Source organism: Streptomyces cyaneochromogenes (assembly GCF_003963535.1).
Lineage (GTDB): Bacteria > Actinomycetota > Actinomycetes > Streptomycetales > Streptomycetaceae > Streptomyces > Streptomyces shaanxiensis.
In genome coordinates, this window is sequence record NZ_CP034539.1 from 7774415 (window position 1) to 7794003 (window position 19589).

Sequence of the window (19589 nt, forward strand, 5' to 3'; positions counted from 1 at the left end):
GGGGAAACGGAACGAGGCAGACGTATCGGGGGGAGCCGGTGGTCAGCGAGGTTCGACGGGACGACGACGCCGGGTCGGCGGCGGTGCGGGAGGAGGCGTTCGACGCTCTTGGGGAGGCCCGACGGCTGTTGGACCACCCGGACGGCTGGCCACCCGTCGAGGCACTGGAGCCGGTGATCGGGCGGCTGACCCGTATCGAGGCCGCGTTGGCGGAGAAGGACGAGGTGAATCTCTCCCACATCGTCTTCGTGGTCCTGGGCATCATGTTCGCCGCGCACAGCCTCACCAGGCGCGAGGGCGCGTCGTCCGGTTCCGAGGAGCGGGCGCAAGCGCTACGGCGATTGCGGTGGGCGGACCGCAACGGCCCGCCGACGGACCTGATCGTGGTACAGGCCCGCATGATGCTGGTCTTCCTGCTCGCGCCCTGGGCTCTGCCTCGCCCCGACGGCAGGCGCACCGCTCTCGGGGAGGCGCTGTTCGCAGTCGCCGACCGGCGGGTGCTGACCGAAACGCTGCGCCGGGACCTCACCGAGGCCAAGGACGTGGTCGACCGCATCGCCGGGGCCTCGCTCCCGCCGGAGATCCAGCAGCAGACCGCGAGGCTCAAAGGGGACATCGAGCGGATGCTCGGCTCAGGCTCCGCGTCGCCTGTCCCTGATGAAGCGCCTGTCTCCGATGAAGCGCCTGTCTCCGACGAGGCCCACTCCCCCGATGACGCCCACGCCGTGCTCCTCGAAACCGTCCGTGGTCTGCTGGCCCTGGCCGGCGCACGCAGTACGCCGCAGTTCACCCGCGTGCTGGTCTGGCTGACGGTCGAGTTGCAGTCCGGGGCCGGCAGACCGACCGCTCGCTCGCTGTACATGGCGGACCCGGAAGCCGAAGTGCTGCTGCGTCAGGCCTCGCTTTGTGGGGCAGCCGGCGCAGAAGGCATTCGGCGCGGCGCCGACCTGGCTCTGGAGGCGCTGTGTGCCCTGCCGCCGGACGCACCCGAGGGAGCCAGGGTCGCCAGGCTCCACGCCTACCTGCTTGCCACGGCGGAACTCCTGGAGCCCGGATCGGTCGACTTCGGCACGGTACGGCGACCCACGTCGGAACCGGACGACGGCGGCAACCGCCTCGACGACTGGCCGATCAGTTGCCCCGTGGAGCCGGGTCTGGTTCCCCATCTCGACAACTACCTACGGGACTTCGTCGCCCACCTCGGCATGCGCGAGCGACGCATGGCGGCCTCGTACGACCGGCTCCTGGCCCGCCGAACCGGCGACCACGGCTATCTGGAGGACGCCGCCACCCTGCTCGGTGAGGCGCCGGACGCGAGCGCAGCGGACTCCTGGTGGGCTCTGGCTCTACGGGTGGAGCTCACCGACGTCCTCGAGCAGGCCGCCTCGCGCGGCGGCAGCCACCACGACGCCGACTTCTCCCTGGCCGCCATGCGAGAGCTGGGCGCCGCCCTGCAGAATGACGGCACACTGCCGCTCGACGCACCGCTGGTCCTCGACCTCGCGCTCTCCGCCGCCGACGGCGAACTGCGGCACGCACGGCGCACCGAAAACCATGAGGCGCTCCCGCATCTGATCGACAAGCTACGCGCGCTGCACGCCACCCTCCCGGCGGACAGCGCCGCACGCGAGAGGCTGACGGAGCGGCTGAGCCGACTCGAAGAGCTGCGCGCGGATGGGGAGCGGGCCACCGGGCGTCAGGCGCCCGAGGCGCCCGAAGCGCCGGGACCGGTCGGCACGGCAGACCCCGTCGCCGAGCGGGCGTCCCTGGACCGCGAAGTCGCCGAGTTGCGCCGGAAGCTCACCGAACCGGAGGCGCACTACGAGCACGAGTACGACCGGCGCTCCTACCTCGGCCTGCGGCTGCTTGTCGCCGTAGTGGGGGGTGACGAGGACCCGGCACTGCTCGACGAGGCCATCACCGAGCTGACCCGCGTCCGCGCGCTGATCGCCGAGGGACGTGGCGTGGCACAGCGCGTGGACATCCTGACGAATCTTGCCGAAGCACACGTCATCCGCGCCGCCCGGCGCGGCCCGCGTCCCGACGCCGACATGCGGGCATTTGTGGAGATCACCCGCGAGGCGCTGGCCGAGCTGGCCGCCGACGTCCTTCTCCAACTCGGCGCCGACCACGGTCTGTCGGCGGCCCTGAACGGCAGCATGCTCGCGCGGCGGCTGGCGCTCGCCGACTACCGCACGGGTCGACCGGCCGACGCGGTGGCCGATCTGGAGAGAGGGCGGGCTCTGGTGCTCCAGGCCGCCTTCGCCTCTCTGAGCATCCCCGAGCTCCTCGACGCCGCCGGCCACCCCCAACTGGCCCGGCAGTGGCGCGCGCAGGTGCCGACGGACCCGCTGCGGCCGACAGCCGAAGGCGCATCGCCCCCGACGGCATCCGGCCCGTCGATCCCCAGCGGACTGCGGCGCAGGGCGCTGGCCGCGCTGGGCGTCCGCCCCGGTGCCGGGGAGAGCCCGGGCATCCGGCATCTGGTGGGCGCCGCCGAAGTGGCCCAACTGACGGCCGGCCTCGCCGCCACGGGCACCGAAGCGCTGGTCTACCTGGTGCCCGGGGCGCCCGTCGCCGATGGCTCGATGCCCGGCTACGCGCTGATCCTGCGCCCCGGTGCCGATCGCCCCACCTTCCTTCCCCTGCCGGAGCTGACCACCCCGGGCAGCGAGCCACTGGAGCGCTACCTCGACGCCGCGGCGGAACGCTCCCGGGCGCTCGCAGACCCGCACATGCACGCATCCTGGAAGGCCGCCTACGATGCGGATTGGCAGGTCGCGTTGCAAGAGCTGTGCGAGTGGGCCTGGAAGGCGGTGATGGGCCCGGTGCTCTCGGCCGTACACCCGTTGCTCGCGGCCCCGGGACCGCCGGCCCCGCCACCGAGGATCGTGCTGGTGCCGTGCGGCCCGCTCGGCGTCGTCCCGTGGCACGCCGCGCGCATCCGGGGTCTCGGCGCGCACGGACACCGGTACGCCTGCCAGGAAGCCGTACTCAGCTACGCCCCGTCCGGCACCCAGTTCCTGGCCGCCGCCGCCCGGCGACGGATGCCTCCTGCCTCCGGGCGGCAGGTGCTCGTCGCCGACCCGCAACTGACCCTCCCGTGGGCCGAGATGGAGGCGGCCGCGCTGCGGGCCGGGTGCTACCCCGACGCGCTCCGGTACGGCGAGTTCATCACCACCGACGTGGTACCCGATGCCGAGGGCACACCGGCGGACCTGCTCGCCGTCCTGCCCGGAGGCGCGTCACCGGCGTCCGTGGTGCACCTGTCCTGCCACGCTCTTGCCGCGCCGCGTCCCACCGGCTCCGCGCTGTGGCTGGCCGCCCCGCCCGGCGCGGGCCCGGACGCCGGCCGGCTCACCGTGGCCGACATCCTCGACGGCGCCGCCGGTCGACGGCCGGACGCCGGCCCACTGGTGGTGCTCAGCGCCTGCGAGACCGACCTGAGCACGCGCCACCACGACGAGGCGCTGACCCTCGCCACCGTGTTGGTCGCGGGCGGTGCCGCCGATGTCGTGGGGTCCCGCTGGGCGGTGCGGGACGGCCCGACGGCCGTGATGATGGCCGTCTTCCACCACCACCTCACCGCCGGCGGACTGGCCCCGCCCGACGCCCTGCGGGCCGCCCAGTTGTGGATGCTCAACCCGCACCGAGAACTCCCGCCCACCCTCGCCGGCCCCCTCCGCCGCGAGGCCACCCGCCCCGACCTCCACCGCGTTCATCATTGGGCCGCCTTCACCCACCAGGGCAACCCGGCGTCGACGGCGACGGGTTGAGGCGCGGATCCGCCGCCTCGAGCGGTAGTGGTGCCCCGTTGGGCATCCTTGCCGCGGCTGGGCCACGGCGGCATCCGCGACTCAGGTGTCCGAAGGGGCACAAGCCCGGAAGTCCCAGCAATGTCCCCGCAGGATCCTGCTTCTGACAGGGTGTTTCGAGGATCGGTGTCCCGCGACAGTTGGTCACGATGTGAATAGTTGACTCTGGAGTGCGGAGGTGTGGTTTCCGGGAGACTCAGCCGGGGACCGCGCACGCATTCCCACGTCGCACAAAGGTGGGGAAAGTGTGTCAGCGCCCCTTTGCGGAATGCCGACGATCTGGACAGTCACCCCTCGTGCTGCCAGGGCCTTCGAGGTCTGGGCGATGGTGATCTGGGAGAACCCGAAGACGGAATCCGGGGTCAGGCTCCCGCGCTTCTTGAGGAGCATCGCAAGGACGATCCGCTTGGGCGTGTAGTCATTCGGAAGCAGGCGTGCGCCGCCGCTCAGCCTGGCCACCTTCGCGGTGAAGTCCGCGCGGACCTGGGCGGACTCCTGGAGAAGTTCCACCGCCACCCTGGCCTGGCTGAACAGGTGACTCAGCGGACCGGAACCGCCTGCGCGCTTGACGAGGATCAGAGTGCCGTCGGGCATGAGTAGATCGCAGATCTCGACCTGGTCCCTGGGCCGGAGAGGGTTGGCGACGTTCTTGGTGTCGAGGCAGAGCCAGTTGGGCCGGTCGTCAGCCACCCTGTTGTTGTAGGCGTTCTCCGACTCGCCGACCGCCCAGGCGGGAAGGGAGACGGAGGGCGAAGGCGAGAACAGCGCCCGCACGGCCGCCTGGCACTCTTCGACATAGGCGGCCCCGGCCTCGTACCACTCACCGTCCATCAGGAAGAACCGTCTGGAGCCGAGCGAGACGCCGGTCTCCAACCACGTCAGCGCGCTGGTGACGGCGAGCGAGTCGGCGGCCCCCGCCCGCCGGTCCCGGGCAAGCGTCACGGTTCCCTCGCGCAGCGCCTTGAGGCGTTGCCCAGGCTGTGCGAGGCGGGCCCGAGTGAGTATGTATCCGAGGTCGAAGTCGTCGGAGCGCAGGGCGCCGTTGCTGCTGTTGATCTGCGTCATGTACGTGGTGGCCTCGGTGTATGCCAGGTGATGTTCGGAGGGGACACAGGCGGAGATGCTTCCGTCGGCGGGCCGGCCGAGACGGTTGTCCAGGGCCTCGTCCAGGGCGTCGAGGGTCGTCGGAGCGCTGACCGGGACGATGTGGTCGACGAACTCCAGCTCCTGGTGCGGGATGTCTTCGCGGCAGATTCTGGTGATGGTCCGCAGGTCGGAGAGCAGGGCCTCGGGCTCGACTCCGAGGGCGATCCTCAGTCCGCACCCGCCCTGGGCACTCACGGCCTTTCCGCGCGTGTAGCGCGACCGGGTGAGCGGCAGGTCGTCGAGGTATCCGCCCAGGCTGCGCACGATGCGCGAGTGGTCACGTATGCCCAGCAGTGGGACCGGGGCGCCGCCCGGAACCAAGGAGATGTCCGTGCGTGCTTGCCCGAGAGACCTCGATACGGCTCCGCGGATCATGCTCGGGTCCATCTGTCGGATGGCGAACGAGAGACCGAAGCGCTTGTCCTTGAGGTGGTCGGGGATCAGCCGGTACCCCTGGTCACAGCCGATGGCGTACACCGTGTCGTCGACGGCGAGCAGAAGCACCGCAGCGGTGCGCCGGACACTCTCGCTGACCGTGATGCCGGTGCTCCGCGACATGGGTTCGCATCAAGGGGCCTCGGTGCGCTCCATCCCGCAGGTGATGTACACGGCCGGGACCCCGAGCGCCTCCGGTAAATGCGGATCGGCACCGAGCCTGTCCAGAAGTTCGAGGTCAAGGGCGTACAGCATGGCTTCCGTGGTGGGAGCGACGTCGGACAGCCGGTAGACGGTGCGTACTGCGGTGTTCGGTGCCAAGGGGTGCCTCCGGGGACAGCTGTGGCTGGGGCACGCTCTGCGGCGTGCTGGTTCAGGGATGAACCAAGTACACGAGTGAGAGTGACATTGATCCGTGTACGTTGTCAACGGACTCAACTGTGGAAAATGTTTCACGCTCCGTGTACGCTGGGGCTATGACGGACAATGCCGCTTCATCGGTCGGCCCACTGGTCACCGGCGCCGAGATCGCCCGGCTGGCCGGAGTCACTCGGGCCGCTGTCTCCAACTGGCGTCGGCGCTACGAGGACTTCCCCGCGCCGGCGGGAGGGGCCGCGAACAGTCCGCTCTATGCGCTCACGGAGGTCCAGGAATGGCTGGACGCGCAACGCAAAGGCCAGGAGGTGTCACCCGAGGTCGAGTTGTGGCAGGCCATGAGGGCCGCTTTCGGCGAGCAGATGGTCGCGGGCCTGGCGCAGGTCGCCGCGGCGCTGGCCGACCGGGCCGGACCGGAGCTGCCGGACGACGTCGCCGCCCGGGTACGCGAGCTCGCCCGAACCGGCTCGCCCGTCGACCTCGTGAACGGACTGACCGAACGGTTCATGGACTCCGCTCGGCGCGCGGGGTCCGACCAGGTGACTTCCGAGCGTGTGGTGCGTGCCGTGTGCCACTTCGCTCCCGAGCTGCCGGCCGACGCCACGGTCTTCGATCCGGCCTGTGGAATTGGGGTGCTGCTCCTGTCCGTGGCTTCGGAAGCCCAGATTCTCTGCCGTGGCCAGGAGCTGGATACCGACAGCGCTCGCTTCGCACAGCTCCGCGCCGATCTTCTGGGCCGATCGGGCGTGCGCATCGTGGCTGGTGATTCCCTGCGCTCGGATGAATGGCAGGACCTCAAGGCGGAATTGGTCGTCTGCGACCCTCCGGCCGGCGTGACCGAGTGGGGGCGGGAGGAACTGCTGCTCGACTCCCGCTGGGACCTCGGCACCCCGTCCAAGGCCGAAGGCGAGCTCGCGTGGCTCCAGCACGCCTACGCCCACACCGTGGCCGGCGGCCAGGTCCTCATGGTCATGCCGGCATCGGTCGCCTACCGCAAGGCAGGCCGCCGCATCCGAGCGGAACTCGTACGCCGGGGCATCGTGCGCCAAGTGATCGCCCTGCCACCGGGTACGGCGACCTCGCACGCCCTGCCTGTCCATCTGTGGTGTCTGCAGCGCCCTGAGAGCCCGGGAGGGGCGGACACACAGCACACCGTGCGCATGGTCGACCTGACGGACAACAGCCCCGACGGGGACCTGGAACCACGCCCCGACCAGGTTGCCGACGTACCGCTGATCGAACTCCTCGACGACACCGTCGACCTGACACCGGCGAGCCATCTCCGTTCCCGGCACCGCGATTACCCCGGCGAGTACGCCGCCTTGCGCAAGGAACTGGAGGACCAGATCCGTCGACTCGCCGTCCTCCTGCCCGAGCTGGCGACGGGCGGCGGGCCGGGCTCGCTGGACGGGGCCACCACCAGCGTCGCGGATCTCGCCCGTGCGGGGCTCGTGGCGTACGACGGTCCGGAGCCGGTCTCGGCCAGCGAGCAGCTCGACACGGACTATCTGCAGGGGTTCCTGCGCAGCTCCGCCAACACCCGCAGGGCCACGAGCGCGAGCGGCACCTACCGCTTTGACGGCAGGGGTTCACGCATTCCCCGCATGGGCATCGACGAGCAGCGTCGGTACGGCTCTGCCTTCCGGGCCCTGTCCGCGTTCGAGGAGGGAATGCGCAAGGTCGACGAGCTGAGCCGGCAGCTCGCCGAGGTCGCCCGTGACGGTCTCGCAACGGGCGCCCTGACGCCGGAGGAATGAGGACCGAGCCGGGCGGCCGATCAGACGACGGGCGGAAGGAACGGGCTCGCGGTCCCGCTCCAGGTGACACTCAGGATTTCGCGAGCGCGCGTGCAGGCGACGAAGAGCAGACAGCGCTCGCGGAGCAGGTCGGCATCGTGCTGGAGCGGGTCGGCCTCACGCGGGGTGATCTCACGGGCGAACGGGACGGTGCCCTCGGCGACACCGAGCACGGACACCGCCCGGAACTCCAGCCCCTTCATCGCGTGCATCGTCGCCAGCCGCACTCCTTCGGACCCCTGCGCGACCTGCCCTTTGACCCGTAGCACCGGGATGCCAGCGGCCTTCAGTTTCTCCTCGGCCGTGTCCAGGGCGAGGTTGAAGCGTGCGCACACACCGATCTCGTGCGGCGCGAGGCCCTCGGCGAGCAGGGTTCGGACCCGCTCCACCAGCGCGTCGGTCTCCTCCTGCCGGGTGGCGTATTCCCGCACCCGCGGGCGGCTGCCGTGGAGCAGGGAACGGTAGCCGGCCAGCGAGTCCGTTCCCTCGCCCTCGAGCGCGTCGATGGTGACAGGTGCGAGGAGGCGGGCCGACCAGGCGAGGATCTCCTCCGTGGAGCGGTAGTTGACGCGCAGCCGGAAGCTGCGGCCGACTGTGGCGATGCCCAACGAGCCCAGCGACACCCGGGAGTCGTAGATCCGCTGATGCGGGTCGCCGGTGACGAACAGGTCGTCGGGGCCGGGGGAGACGGCGGCGCGCAGCACCCGCCACTGCGCGGGATGCAGGTCTTGTGCCTCGTCGACGACGACATGCGAGTACGGAGCCGGCGCGTCGGCCAGGAGCTCCGCCGCGCGGGCGCAGATGCGCAGGTGCGTGGTCTCGCCGCGGTCGCGCAGCAACTGTTCGAACCGCTCCACGCCGCTCCACACCTCCCGCCGGCGCGCGGGACCGAGACCGGTGCCGCGGCCGCGGCGGCTCGCGCCGAGGTAGGCGTCGAGATCGCGGAGGTTCTGGCCGAGAACGACGTGCCGGTACTCCTGGGCCAGGAACTGGGCGGTGAACGCCAGATCGAGTTGCCTGACCGCCTTCTCCCACAACTGCCGCTGTTCCCGGTCCCCGATCGGTTTGGGCACGGCCGCCGAGTGCGCGCGCACGACGCCGTTCGCACAGGCGTCGACCGTCGTCACATCGACCCGCGCCAGCAGCTTCTCGTCCTCGTCGAGGAGCAGGCCGAGCATCTCGCGCAGTCCGGCGGCGAGCGCGTTCGTGTACGTGGTGAGCAGGATGCGGCCGTTCTCGGAGCGGCCGAGCAGATGCTTGACCCGGTGCAGGGCAGCCACGGTCTTGCCCGTACCGGGTCCGCCGGTGACCTGGACGGGACCGCCGTACGAGGTGCGGTAGGCGACGCGCCGCTGGGAGGGGTGGAGGAAGACGCGCCAGGCCGCGAACGGCTTCGCCAGCATCTCCTCCAACTCCCGCGGCCCGGTGACCAGTCGGATGCGGGCGGACGTGTTCGTGATCACCGTGGCCAGGTCCTCGACCGGTTCGGCGGGCGCGTCGGCGGGGCGACGTACCGCCACGACGTCCCGGTAGACCTCCTCCGGGCTGAAGCCCTCGGCGAGATACTGGAGCACCTCCAGCTGATCCTCCGGCAGCAGAGTGGAGAAAGCCTCCAGTTGAGCCTTGTCCACCAGTGAACGCGCGGCGCGCAGGACTTGGTCGTCGATGCCGAGTTCGCGCAGTGTGCCGTCGGAGACGTCCGCGAACAGCAGCCGGGGAGCCGTGCGTGCGGCCGTCTCGTACAGGGGTGTCAGCTCGTCCAGGGCGACGGCGTTGCGCACCTCCAGGGCCCGTGTCGCGGAGTTCGCGCTGTACAGACGCTTCGCCGCCCAGGTATAGGCGTCGTCGTGCGGCAGGACGTTGACGAGGAGGAACATGTCGCTGCCGTCGTCGGGGGCGAGAACCACCCCGCGCCAGAAGTCGGTGATGCGAATGGTGCGCATCCGCGGGTCACGGGCGTTGTGGACGGACTCCAGATGCAGCCCCTTGTCCGCGTTGAGTTCGGCGGCGCTCATGGCCTGGAATTTCGCCATGGCCTTGCGCACCCCGGCCCGGACCGGCTTCTCCAAGGTGTCATAGCCGTCCCAGAAGCTCTGGGCGAAGGCGAGCCGGGGCATCAGATCACTTCCCTTCTCCCGGACGCCAGTTGTCCGGCGATCTCTCGGAAAGATATGAGGAGTTGTTCTGGTTCGCGAGAGAGATCGAGGCTGTGCTGGAAAAGCCGCACTCCCCGTCCGTCCGGCCCCGCCGCCGTTCCTCGCACCTCGTGGAAGCGCTCGGGCTGCCGTCCGGCCGCGTACACCAGGTGCGCCTCGCGCAGACCGAGCACGGTGGCGTACGCGAGCGCCTGGTACAGGTCGGCGTTGTGCAGTCCATCGGCCTTGTCGACCTTGTACTTGGCATCGACGACCGCGAGCGGAGTACGGCCGTCACCGGTGCGGACGACCAGGTCGGGACGCATGCCCACGAGACCCGCGATGTCGAGGTGATGGGAGTCCTGGAGGCGCGCGGTCAGGCCGTGCTCCCTGACCGCCTCGCGCAGGGCGACGGTCACGAAGTCCTCGAACAGCTTGTTCATGTCGAGCAGGAAGCCGTCCATGGCGAGCGGGTCGGCCTCGGCCGGCCGGTGCTCGGGCGAGGTTCCGCGCAGGACGGCTTCGGCGAGCCGCAGCGCGGGCTGGTAGCGGGAGTTGAGGCGTGACGGCTGCCAACGCGGCAGTTCCTGCCCTCGTATCAGTGGCAGTGCGTCGGCCAGGCGTACGCGCTGGTGAGCGAGGCGCCGCCGGACGGGACCGGGAACGTCGGGCAGCCGCAGCAACCGCTCGGTGGCGGCGCGCAGGAGGCGGTTCTCGGCGGTGTCGGCGGTGTACGCGTCGTAGGCGATCTCCACGGGCGGAGTACGGCCGAAGTGCCGCCGGATCTGCTCGGCCTCCCGCAGCCTGCCGCGCACGACCAGCGCGGTCTCCTCCACTTCCCGGTAACCCTGGAGAACACCCTGGCGCAGTGCCCCGTCGATTTGCCGCTCCACGGCGTGTGCGAGTGCGGGGACGACGTCGTCGTACGCGCCGGTGTCGATGGTGCCTTCCCGGCTGTCGCGCCAGGCGCGGGCCGGGTCGATGCTGAACCCGAGGAGGAAGAACAGCCGGCTCACCGAGGTCTTGGGCATGATCCGTACGACCGGACCTCCAGGCATGCGCACGGCGCCGACTCGGCTGCCCGCCCGCAGCAGCCAGTGCCCGTTCCGGTGGGGGTCGGGGGTCGCGCTCTGGAGGATGCCGGAGGCGGCCAGGGCCTGTCCGGCTTCGGCGCCCAGGGGGACGGAGACGGCGGGCCCGTACTCGCGCAGCGACACCTCGGCCACGGGCACGGTCGCGGACACGGTCACGGGTGCTGCTCGCGCAGCGAGTCGAGGCCGTAGCGTGCGGTGACGTCGAGGCCCTCGCCGTAGTGGTGTTCCTCCAGCAACGGAAGGATCTTCGTGCGCCAGGTCCGTTCGAGTCCGCCGTCGCGGTACACGCCCGGCTTCATCAGGTACGACGGCCCGATGGCGAAGTCGGCGTCGTCGATACGGGCGTTGAGGGCGTCGAGAAGGCGGGCGGGCTCCACGTCCTTGCCCTCTCGCTTCAGCCAGCGCGCGAGCAGGCCGGCGGTCGGTTCGGTGCGCGGGGACAGCTCCACGAACGCGAAGCGGCGCCGCATCGCCGCGTCCACAAGGGCGATCGAACGGTCGGCGGTGTTCATCGTGCCGATCACGAAGAGGTTGGGCGGCAGCGCGAAGTCGTCCCCGGAGTAGGTCAGACGGACCGACCGCGTCCGGTACTCCAGAAGGAAGTACAGCTCGCCGAAGACCTTCGCCAGATTGGCACGGTTGATCTCGTCGATGATCAGGAAGTGCGGGATGTGCCGGTTGCCCTCGCGGGAGGCGAGATCGGCGAGCTCCCGGAGCGGGCCCGCCGTCAGCCGGAAGGCCACCTCCCGGGTCTCGGGGTCCTCCACGGGCCGGAACCCCTCGAAGAAGTCCTCGTAGGCGTACGAGGGATGGAACTGCACGATCTTGACCTGCTCCGGACCGCCACCGAAGTATTCGGCGAGTTTCATCGCCAGATAGGTCTTACCGGTGCCCGGGGGGCCGTAGAGCACCAACTGCCGCTCATCGATGAGGAGTTCGCGCATCTCCTCCAACCAGGCGCCATCGTGGACGAGGAGATCGGTGGCGAGTTCCTCGGTGATGTGCGGCAGCGACAGCTCGCGTTGCGCCGGTCGTTCCACGGGGCGGTGCTCGCCGGTGTCGCCCGTTGCCGCCGGGGTCGTGGGGTCCGTCTGCCCCGTGAGCCCGTCGAGCGCGTCCAGCACACCGGTCAGATCGACGACATCGTGCTGGACGGACAGCTTCTGCTGGACCTCCTCCGGCAGCTCCTCGTACGCATGGCTCTGCGGCATCCAGGCGACGGTCCTTCGCAGATTGGACAGCCCGCCCGGCGACGAGGTCTGCACGGCATCCCCGGTGATCCGCCCGATGTGCAGCCATCCGTCGCCGATGGTGGCGACGGTGTCGCCGATGCGCATCTGCGTCAGGAAGGCGTGCAGTTCGTCGACGAGGCTCCGTTTCTGGTTGTACGAGGCAGCCCCCTCGTACCCCTCCTCCACGAAGCGGCGCAGCGCGCTCTTGGTCGGGTCGGTCTCCTCCAGGGGCGGCAGATGCGCGGCCGCGAGAGAGACGAAACCCTCCGTCAGCCACAGCTGCCGCACCAGGTTGTGCCCGGAGACATTGGAGCCGCGCACCAGCCACGCCTTGCGCGGGGCACGCCAGCCGGTGGACAGATAGTCGGCGAGCGGGTGGCCCTCCGCGGTGCGCCAGGACTCGGGGCCGGAGGCGTCGTAGCCGTACACGAGCGCGGCCGCGGCCGAGGATGAGTTGCACTCGATGTCCCGAATCGCCACCCAACGGCGCTCCGCCTGCGGCAAGCTGGGATCGGCAGGCGCGTCGACGAGGCCGCCGCTCGCGCGCAGCTCCGCGCGGTTGCGGCGGGCATGGTCGCCGAGACCGGGCCAGGCCTCGGCGGCCACCAGGGAACCCTCCCGCAGAAGGAACTTGTGGGTGCCGTTGCCGCCGAACTCGGCGAGGAGATGTCCGCGCGCCTCACCGCCCTTGGGCAGTTTGATGCGGAACTCGGGAGTGCCGGGGAGGAGTTCGGGTTGGGGCACGGGTGACCTTCCGGGAGTCGCGAGGCCTGGGCCGACGTACCCACCCTACCTGTTGACGCCGTCAAGTGACCCTGTAGGTGTGTAAACAAATCAGTGAAACGTGTTGACGGTGTAAACGCATCGGTTCTAAAGTGTTGGTCGCGCCCGGCCGACCCTTCGCCGGAAGTCCGGGTGCTCGAACGCTCAAGTGGGGGGCACTATGGGTGGGGAGCCGACGGCTGAGGCCAGACGGCGCACGATCGAGGCGGAGTTGCCGTCGGTCATTGAGAGGCTGAGACGTTCCGCGTCTCGTTCGGGCCTCGTGAGTCATCGGGCCTTCGCCTTGGAGGCGGATCGGCTCGGGCTCACGAGCGAGGAGCAGCAGCGAAGGTTGCGCAATGGGCTCGCCGCTGTCGGGCTGCACGTGAAGTCCGCGCGCCAAAAACGGTGCCGGACCTCTGCCATGGAACTGGTCGCCGTATCAGTCCCGCAAGCCGCAGGGACGGTGTTGTCGCCGGCGGCACTGCGGAAGGCCGCAGCCGAACCCGCGCCCGTCCCCAGCGAAGCGGCCGGACGCCTGGCCCAGGCTCGGCGGATGCTGGCCCGCTACGCCGACGCCGACGGGACGGTCGGCAAGCTCGCCCACGACGGTGTCGTACGGCTCCACGGGCTCAGTCCCTCCGAAGCGCGGGAGCTGACGGCAGACTTCCCGATCACCCGCCCCCGCCCGCCCCGCACGTCCGCCCAGGCGCTTGCCGATGGCCGGGCAGGCCGCTCGACGACTCCCGGGTCTACCACCTCCGCCTCCCCGAAGCCGCCGACCGGCAAGAAGCGCGCAGCCCGTTCCGCTGCTTCTGCCACGGACGACAGTCAGGTGGACGCCGTCCGCGCGGCCCGGGCCGTGCTGGAAGACGACCGGTGGCGTCGGAGCCCGGGCAAGGTGATTCTCACGGCGGACGAGGAAGTCGGCCTCGCCGTGCTTCTCCGCGATGGCACCGACCGCCTCGGCCGCGACGTCCCGGCGGAGGAGATCAAAGCGCTGCCCTGCGACGGAGAGCGGTGGCGCGCCTACGAGTGCCTCGTCCTGCACAACCAGCGGCTTGTGTGGAAGATCGCGCACGGTTACCAGGGACGCGGACTGGACATCGAGGACCTCGTTCAGCACGGAACCCTCGGACTGATGCGAGCGGTCCGTAAGTTCGACGCCACCAAGGGCTTCAAACTGTCGACCTACGCGACGTGGTGGATCAAGCAGTCCATCACCCGTGCCATTGCTGACGAGGGCACCATGATCCGGCTGCCCGCGTACATCCACGAAAGGGTCAGCAAGGTCGCGGCGGCCGAGCGCAAGCTGCTGAACGAGGGCCGCCCTCGGACCGTCGACAACGTGGCCTACGCGACCGGCCTCACCTTCGCCGAGGTAGAGGAGGTGCGCCGGATCAGTCGGCCCACCGACTCCCTGGACCGGATCATCGGGGATGACACGGCCCTGCGCGATCTGATCATCGGGCCGAGCCGCCTCCCGGGACCTCCGATCGTGCTGCTCCGCAAGGAGCTTCAGGCACGCCTGCGGCACGTCCTGGGGCACCTCTCCGAGCGCGAGCAGCACGTCCTCGTCCGGCGCACCGGACTCGACGGCGACGAGCCGGACACCCTGGAGGACATCGGGGTCGTCTTCGGCGTCACCCGCGAGCGCATCCGCCAGATCGAATCCAAGGCCAAGGCCAAGTTCCGCGGCGAGCTGATCCGCCACGGGATGACCCCGTCGCACCAGTGAACCTGTCGCAGCCCAACTGATCCGAAGGAACCCGCACATGGACCCGCGCCAGGAACTGGTCGACTACCTCACCCGCCAGCTCGTCGGCCCCGCCGGCGGTGACGACGAGGTGCTCGACGCGCCGCCGGACCGGCAGTACCTCATGGGCACCCTCTACCCGCAACAGGCGGACCGCCGGCGCCGGCTCGACCTCGCCGCCGACGATCCGGAGGCACCCGGCGCCGAGCAGGACGCCCCCGACGTGGACCCGGCCGCCGACCCCGTGCCCGAGACCAACAGCTGGCTGCCCGCGTCCCTCGGCATCAGCTTCTACACCGATGCCGTGGACGTCGAGGTCAGCTGTGCCGCCGCCCGCTACGAGACGCAGCGCAACGAACCCGGGCGCGGCCGGCGCTGGAAGCGCGTCCCCCTCACGCCCGAGACGCATCCGATCGGCCCCGACCGGGAGGAGGTGCCCGTCTTCGACGGCCGCGCGAAGATCCAGCTGACCCGGCGCTCCTATGGCGCGGGCACCCTCATCACCGTGGCCCTGGTCAACGAAAAGCGCCACAACGGTGCCGACGACAAGGCGCCGGCCTGGGACGACATGCTGTTCCAGTGCCGGCTCAGCGTCCGCCCCGCCCAGGGCGCCGTGCTGCCGTATCCCAGCGTCCGGCTCGCCAGTCGCGATCCCGAGGAACGCGAACTGCGCCTCCAGTACCGGCATGTCGTCACCCACGCCGTCGGCCACGGCTGCGCCGTCCGCGAGGACCGCGGCGAGGACGGCGGTGTCGAACTCCTCGCCTGCGAAGCCCTGCCACGCGCCGAGGTGCCCGCCGTCCGGGCCGGCGGCCCGCTCGACGCCCCCGCGCTCACGATTTCCCACCTGGCCGACCCGGCCGTCGACAGGGACCAACTCCGCGAGGAGCTCGCTGAGTTCGCCGCTTCGTACCACGCCTGGTACGTGGGCCAGCGATCCGTCGAGGTGCCGCCCTGGGGCCGCGAAGCCGCGGAGCGGATCCTCGACCGCATCCGCCGGGCGGTCACCCGCATCGAGGCCGGCGTGCGTACCCTGTGCGACCTCGACCGCCCCGAACTCCTCGACGCCTTCCGCATCGCCCAGCGCGCCATGCTGCTGCAGATGCGGCGCTCCGCCCCCGACCAGGCCGGTCAGCGGCGTCACCGCGCGGACCCCGTGGCCCTCGACCCGCCGGTCGACCCCAACGCCTCCTGGCGCCCTTTCCAGCTCGCCTTCTTCCTCCTTGCCCTCGACGGCGTCGCCGATCCCGGACACCGTGACCGCGAGACCACCGACCTGATCTGGTTCCCCACCGGTGGTGGCAAGACCGAGGCGTATCTGCTCCTGGCCGCCTTCACCATCGCCCTGCGCCGGATCCGCGGCGAAGGCGGTGGGACCACCGTGCTCAGCCGCTACACCCTCAGTCTGCTCACCACCCAGCAGTTTCAGCGCGCCGCCACCACGATCTGCGCACTGGAGCACCTTCGCCGCACCGAACCCGAACTCGGCCTCGAACCCATCACCATCGGCCTGTGGGTCGGCGACACCACCACCCCGAACAAGTTCGAGGCGGCCAAGGTCGCCTTCGACGAGCAGCGCGCGGCCAGCCACCCCGAGGACGTCTTCATTCTCGACCGCTGCCCGTGGTGCGGCACCCGCATCCTGCCTCCCACCTGGTCCAGCGTCCGCTCCGACTACGGAGTCCGCGCCGAGGCGGACGAGTTCGCCTTCCACTGCACCCGTGACGAGTGTGCCTTCCACGACCATCTGCCCGTCGCCGTCGTCGACCAGCACCTCTACGAGGATCCGCCCACCTTCGTCCTGGGCACCGTCGACAAGTTCGCCCGGCTCGCCTGGGAGCCCGACTCCGGTCGCCTCTTCGGCGCAGGCACCGGCCATCGGCCCCCATCCCTGATCATCCAGGACGAGCTGCACCTGCTCACCGGACCGCTCGGCACCACAGTCGGCCTCTACGAGGCGGCCATCCTGGAGCTGTGCACCGGCCCGGACGGCCGCCCACCCAAGATCGTCGCCGCTACGGCCACCATCCGGCGCTCCGCCGAACAGGTCCGCGCGCTGCACCATCAGGACGTCCAGCTCTTCCCGCCATCCGGGCTCGACGCCCGCGACAGCTTCTTCGCCGTCCCCGACACCGGCCGCCCCGGCCGCCTCTACCTCGGCGTCATGGCGCAGGGCCACACCGCGGGTCGCGGCGCCGTCGCCACCACGGCGTCCATGCTCCAGGGCGTCCACCAGCTCCCCGAGGAACACCGCGACGACTACTGGACGCTCGTCGCCTACCACCACAGCCTGCGCGAACTCGGCCGTACCGTCACCGCGGCCGGCGACGACATCCCCGCCCAGCTCTGGGGACTTGACGAGGGCGTCGGCGTACGCCCGCTCGGCGACGGCGACGTACAGGAGCTGACCAGCAACCTGCCGCGTGCCGAGCAGCCCGTCCTCCTCGACCGCCTCGAAAAGCCCTGGACGGACCCTCGGTCTGTGTCGTTCCTGCCGTGCACCAACATGCTCTCCGTCGGCGTCGACGTGAAGCGGCTCGCGTACATGCTCATGCAGGGCCAGCCCAAGACCACCGCCGAGTACATCCAGGCCACCAGCCGCGTCGGCCGCCATCACGTGCCCGGACTCGTCGTCACCTACTTCAACGCCACGCGCCCGCGCGACCGGTCCCACTACGAGACCTTCATGGACTACCACCGGGCGCTCTACCGCTACGTCGAACCCGCCAGCGTCACCCCCTGGTCCCTGCCCGCGCGCCGCCGCGCACTGCACGCCGCGCTCGTCATCCTGGTCCGCCACCGGCTCGGCCTGGCCGCCGAGAACCGCGCCGGGCGGATCACCGACCACAAGGAAGAGGCAGGGCGGATCGCCGACACCCTCGCCGAGCGTGCCGCGACCGCCGAGCGCGGCGCCACGGGAGCCGACGCCGACGCCGTACGCGCCGACGTACGAACAGAACTCGGTTACCTCCTGGACGACTGGTACCGGCAGGCCGACACCGCCGCGGCCGAGGGGAAGGACCTCTACTACCGCAGTCAGGGCAAGGGCCAGCACAACCTGCTCAAGGGCTTCGAGCAGCGTTACGGCCTGTGGGAGACCCTCAACTCGATGCGCAGCGTGGACCGCGAGTGCCAGATCACCGTGACGGGAGCAGGAAAGTGAAGCGCAAACTCCGGGTCCGCCAGGCGCAGACCGTGCTGCCGTTCGGCGTGGGCGCGGTACTCGACGTCCAGGGCGAGTCCTTCGTCGCCGCCGGTATCGAGAGGTGGCCGGACCTCAAGACCCCCGTCTCCTCGGACCGGCTGGCCACCCGCCTCGGCGTCAAGGGCTTCTTCGCCGCGCCCCACACCCTCAACGACCGCTACGACAAGGCCGATCGCCCCGGCGTCCCCTATGTGCGCTTCCCCGGCTGGCTGTTCTGCGGCTCCTGCCGGGCCATGGTCCGCTTTCTGCGCGAGCACGAGAAGCCGGGCGAGCCGCCCGTCTGCACGTCCTGCGCCGCGGCACCCCGCCTCACCCCGATGCGGTTCGTCCGCATCTGCCCGGACGGGCACCTCGACGACGTCGACTGGTGGTACTGGGCCCACTCCAAGCTCGTGCCGGAACTGCGCGAGTCCTGCTCGGAGTCGAAGCATGCCTGGAAGGCCCGCCGGCTCAGCTTCCGCGTCGCCGACCGCGCCTCCGGACTCGAAGCGCTCTCGGTGCGCTGCGAGGCAATCAGGGAAGGCGGCAAGCCCTGCGGCGCCGAACGCGACCTGCTCGACGTCCTCGGCCCCCAGGGTGGACGCTGTTCCGGCCGCAACCCGTGGCAGCACTGGGATTCGAGGGTCTCCTGCGGCCAGCAGGTGCACAACGTGCAGCGCACCGCCGGTAACGTCTACTACCCGGTCGTCTACTCGGCCCTCGACATCCCGCAGACCGCTGAAGCCCCGCGTGCCCAACGGACCATGGCGGAGGCTGTCCTGGACCACGGCTACTGGACGAACCTGATCGACGCGCTCGGCACGCCCCGGGCCGACGTCTTCCGCGGCATGATCAAGGAGGACACCGACGCCTCTGACCGCCTCATCGACCAGCTGGTCGCGGAGGCCACGGGCGCCCCCGCGCCGCCGTTCCCCGATCGACAGGAGTCCGGAAAGTCGGGAAAGATCGACCTGAGTCGCGACGAGTGGTATGCCTTCGACGCCGCCCAACTCCCGGAAGCCACGAAGGAGTTCGCGGTCCGCCGCAGCGGACTCGGCCTCGACGGCGAGAAGGAGGAGCCCTGGGCCACCCTCGACGCGCATATCGGCGGTGTCGTCCTGGCCGACCGCCTCCGCGAGGTCCGTGCCCTGACCGGCTTCCGCCGACACTCCCCGGGCGGGACCCTCGTCCCCGCCGACACCGGCGGCCGTCTGCGCTGGCTCCCCGCGACCGAGGTGTACGGCGAGGGCATCGTCCTCACCCTCGACGAACAGCGCCTCACCGCCTGGGAGAACGACCCCCGCGTACGCGCCCACGTCCGCGGTGTCCGTACGGACCTCGACGCGTCGTTCCGCGACGAACAGCTCGCCGAGACGACGGGCAGTGAACTCTCGCCCCGCTTCCTGCTCCTGCACACCGTCGCCCATCTCCTCATCCGCCAGCTGTCCTTCGACTCCGGCTACACCACCGCCAGCCTGCGCGAGCGCGTCTACGGCCGCCCCGAGTACGGCCAGCACGGACTGCTCATCTACACGGCCGCCGGTGACGCGGAAGGCACCCTCGGCGGCCTGGTCCGGCAGGGCGAGGCGCCACACTTCGCCGAGACGCTCATCCGGATGCTGGAGGCCGCCGCCTGGTGCTCCGCCGACCCGCTGTGCGCCGAGCACACCGGCCAGGGCTTCGGCAATCTCAACCGGGCCGCCTGCCACGCCTGCACCCTGCTGCCCGAGACCAGCTGCCAGACCGGCAACACCCTGCTCGACCGCGCCCTGGTCGTCGGCTCCGCCCGCGTGCCCGGCTACTTCACCGACGTCCTCACCGCGAGCCGCGAGTCCGCCGCCGCCATCGCCCAGGGATGA

Annotated in this window: 10 protein-coding genes; 5 read left to right on the forward strand and 5 right to left on the reverse strand. The window is 70.6% G+C overall.

The window, feature by feature from the left end; all coding sequences use genetic code 11:
- Nucleotides 1-38 precede the first annotated feature (38 nt).
- Nucleotides 39-3776, forward strand: a complete 3738-nt coding sequence (locus tag EJ357_RS35350) for a CHAT domain-containing protein (RefSeq protein WP_126395745.1) — start codon at nucleotides 39-41, stop codon at nucleotides 3774-3776.
- A 183-nt stretch (nucleotides 3777-3959) separates the two neighbouring features.
- Here EJ357_RS35350 and EJ357_RS35355 read toward each other — a convergent pair whose 3' ends face one another.
- Nucleotides 3960-5519, reverse strand: a complete 1560-nt coding sequence (locus EJ357_RS35355) for a TIGR04141 family sporadically distributed protein (protein WP_228472713.1) — start codon at nucleotides 5517-5519, stop codon at nucleotides 3960-3962.
- 9 nt (nucleotides 5520-5528) lie between these two features.
- Complete coding sequence (locus EJ357_RS49660; protein ID WP_228472714.1) at nucleotides 5529-5717, reverse strand: hypothetical protein; 189 nt, start codon at nucleotides 5715-5717, stop codon at nucleotides 5529-5531.
- Nucleotides 5718-5872: 155 nt separating this feature from the next.
- Between EJ357_RS49660 and EJ357_RS35360 the strand changes: the two genes are divergently transcribed.
- The gene (locus EJ357_RS35360; RefSeq protein WP_175647628.1) at nucleotides 5873-7528 is read left to right on the forward strand and encodes an N-6 DNA methylase; all 1656 of its coding nucleotides are present in this window, start codon (nucleotides 5873-5875) and stop codon (nucleotides 7526-7528) included.
- A gap of 20 nt (nucleotides 7529-7548) precedes the next feature.
- Here EJ357_RS35360 and EJ357_RS35365 read toward each other — a convergent pair whose 3' ends face one another.
- From EJ357_RS35365 to EJ357_RS35375, 3 genes are read right to left on the reverse strand one after another with little or no spacing between them, the layout of a single operon-like run.
- Nucleotides 7549-9684: a DEAD/DEAH box helicase gene (locus EJ357_RS35365; RefSeq protein WP_126395747.1), complete on the reverse strand. Its 2136-nt coding sequence runs from the start codon at nucleotides 9682-9684 to the stop codon at nucleotides 7549-7551.
- Nucleotides 9684-10952, reverse strand: coding sequence for an McrC family protein (locus EJ357_RS35370; protein ID WP_126395748.1), 1269 nt, complete (start codon nucleotides 10950-10952; stop codon nucleotides 9684-9686). The genes EJ357_RS35365 and EJ357_RS35370 overlap by 1 nt, the downstream gene beginning before the upstream one ends.
- Nucleotides 10949-12772, reverse strand: coding sequence for an AAA family ATPase (locus EJ357_RS35375; RefSeq protein WP_126395749.1), 1824 nt, complete (start codon nucleotides 12770-12772; stop codon nucleotides 10949-10951). Before EJ357_RS35375 ends, EJ357_RS35370 begins: the two co-directional genes overlap by 4 nt.
- 442 nt (nucleotides 12773-13214) lie before the next feature.
- Between EJ357_RS35375 and EJ357_RS35380 the strand changes: the two genes are divergently transcribed.
- The 3 genes from EJ357_RS35380 to drmB are packed head-to-tail and all read left to right on the forward strand — an operon-like array spanning nucleotide 13215 to nucleotide 19589.
- Complete coding sequence (locus EJ357_RS35380) at nucleotides 13215-14528, forward strand: sigma-70 family RNA polymerase sigma factor (RefSeq protein WP_228472715.1); 1314 nt, start codon at nucleotides 13215-13217, stop codon at nucleotides 14526-14528.
- A 37-nt stretch (nucleotides 14529-14565) separates the two neighbouring features.
- Nucleotides 14566-17709 carry a helicase-related protein gene (locus EJ357_RS35385; RefSeq protein ID WP_126395751.1) on the forward strand — a complete coding sequence of 1048 codons (3144 nt, stop codon included), beginning with the start codon at nucleotides 14566-14568 and terminating at the stop codon, nucleotides 17707-17709.
- Entirely contained in the window at nucleotides 17706-19589 is a 1884-nt protein-coding gene (gene drmB / locus EJ357_RS35390; protein WP_126395752.1) for a DUF1998 domain-containing protein, read from the forward strand. Before EJ357_RS35385 ends, drmB begins: the two co-directional genes overlap by 4 nt.